A 1,567-nucleotide genomic window follows, 5' to 3' on the forward strand; every position below is an offset into this window, starting at 1 on the left:
AATTTCCTACGATTAGTCAAGTAAAGGTAGGCACAAAATGAGAGTAAACTAAACAGTACTTCATAATTGATTCTTTAAAATTATGAAGGTAAGAGTTAGTATTTAACTAGAGATGTTAGTGCATCTCTGTGGACCTCGAGTCCGTATACGTGTAAACGTACTTAGTCTTATTCTTTATCATAGAGAATAGGCACTTCAGTGTCTTGTTCATACAAGCCACAACGGCAACCTTGTCCCCTTTGGGGACGGGTTGCTTTTTTAGTCTATAGTAATAATCAACTATGTGATTAGGGGCACAGGACTGTTGTCTTAACATATTGCGAACGATAAGAAAAAGAAGAGATCTTGCCTTAGAATTACCGCGTTTATTAATATGATCGTCCCGAGTATATTGTCCTGATTGATATCTAATAAGATCGATACCAACATATGCATTCAACTGATTAGAATTACCAAATCTAGTAAAATCACCGATTTCACCAAGTAACATAGCGGCGCTCATTTCGCCGATGCCAGGCATTGAAGAAATGATATCAAATGCAGGAAGTTCCTTTCCCAATTGAGTCATTTGCTTTATTAATTCTTCTTTTTTAACGGTAAGATCTATTATTCGTTGAGTGTAATATCGTACCTCCTGTATTTGAATATCATCCGACCGTGATGCTGGACAACTATTTTGAGTAAAATTTATTAATTTCTGCGCATACTTTAAGGCTCTATCTTTTGAAATGTTCTTTTCAGTTTTATTTAACAAAATATTTTTTAATTTTGTACGTGAAAGTCCACGAACAAAATCTGGATGAGGAAAAAGATTGATTATATTCAAAGCTAATTTTGATGTTCTGTTAACAAAAAGCTGTTCTAACTCTGGGAAGGTCTGTTGTAATTCTGTATGCAATTGAACTTGGTTCGATTTGCGAGAATCTTCGATTCTCTCATAGAACCTGCATAATTCCCTAAGTTTTAAATATTTAGAATCTTGAAAGGCCATCAATCTATAACCACAATCGTATGCGCTCATAGCTATTCTATGAGCGTCTTTGTTGTCTGTTTTAACTCGACGTAAATTCTCCGTCTTAAGATGTAATTCAAGAGGATTCAGAAGAGCGTAAGGTATGTTTCCATCTCTACAGAATCTTTCTATAGGACGGGAGTAAACTCCCGTCGCTTCAAAATAAAACGTTGGGTTTTTAGCACAATCAACCGTTGCACGTAATCTATCAAATCCTGGTTTATTGTGCTTAAAATCAAACTCGGCGTCACAAACACCATCTTTATAATAGACACAATAACTGTGTCCTTTAGAAACATCTAAAGCAATTATATCTGACATATTTACCCTTTCTAAAGCATTCCGTATCAACATTTCGAATCTCATTTCCTATACACGGACTCAAAGTCCCACGACCTAAAAGCTGATTATAGAAATGGAGATAACGGAGATCATTTTCTAATTACGGACTCGAAGTCCCATTGGCTATGTGCGATCTTAGCTTTATCTTCAGTGTACAAAAAAAGTTCTAAGCGATGAAATACCTCATCACTTAGAACTAATCTTAGGTCGTTT

The 1,567-nt window shown here is 35.5% G+C and carries 1 protein-coding gene; it reads right to left on the bottom strand.

Going from position 1 to position 1,567, the window contains the following annotated elements; translation table 11 throughout:
• Window positions 1-115 precede the first annotated feature (115 nt).
• Entirely contained in the window at window positions 116-1,333 is a 1,218-nt protein-coding gene (locus IV57_RS12795; RefSeq protein ID WP_057881908.1) for an IS110 family RNA-guided transposase, read from the bottom strand.
• Window positions 1,334-1,567 lie beyond the last annotated feature (234 nt).

This window comes from Companilactobacillus kimchiensis, assembly GCF_001438805.1.
Classification (GTDB): domain Bacteria; phylum Bacillota; class Bacilli; order Lactobacillales; family Lactobacillaceae; genus Companilactobacillus; species Companilactobacillus kimchiensis.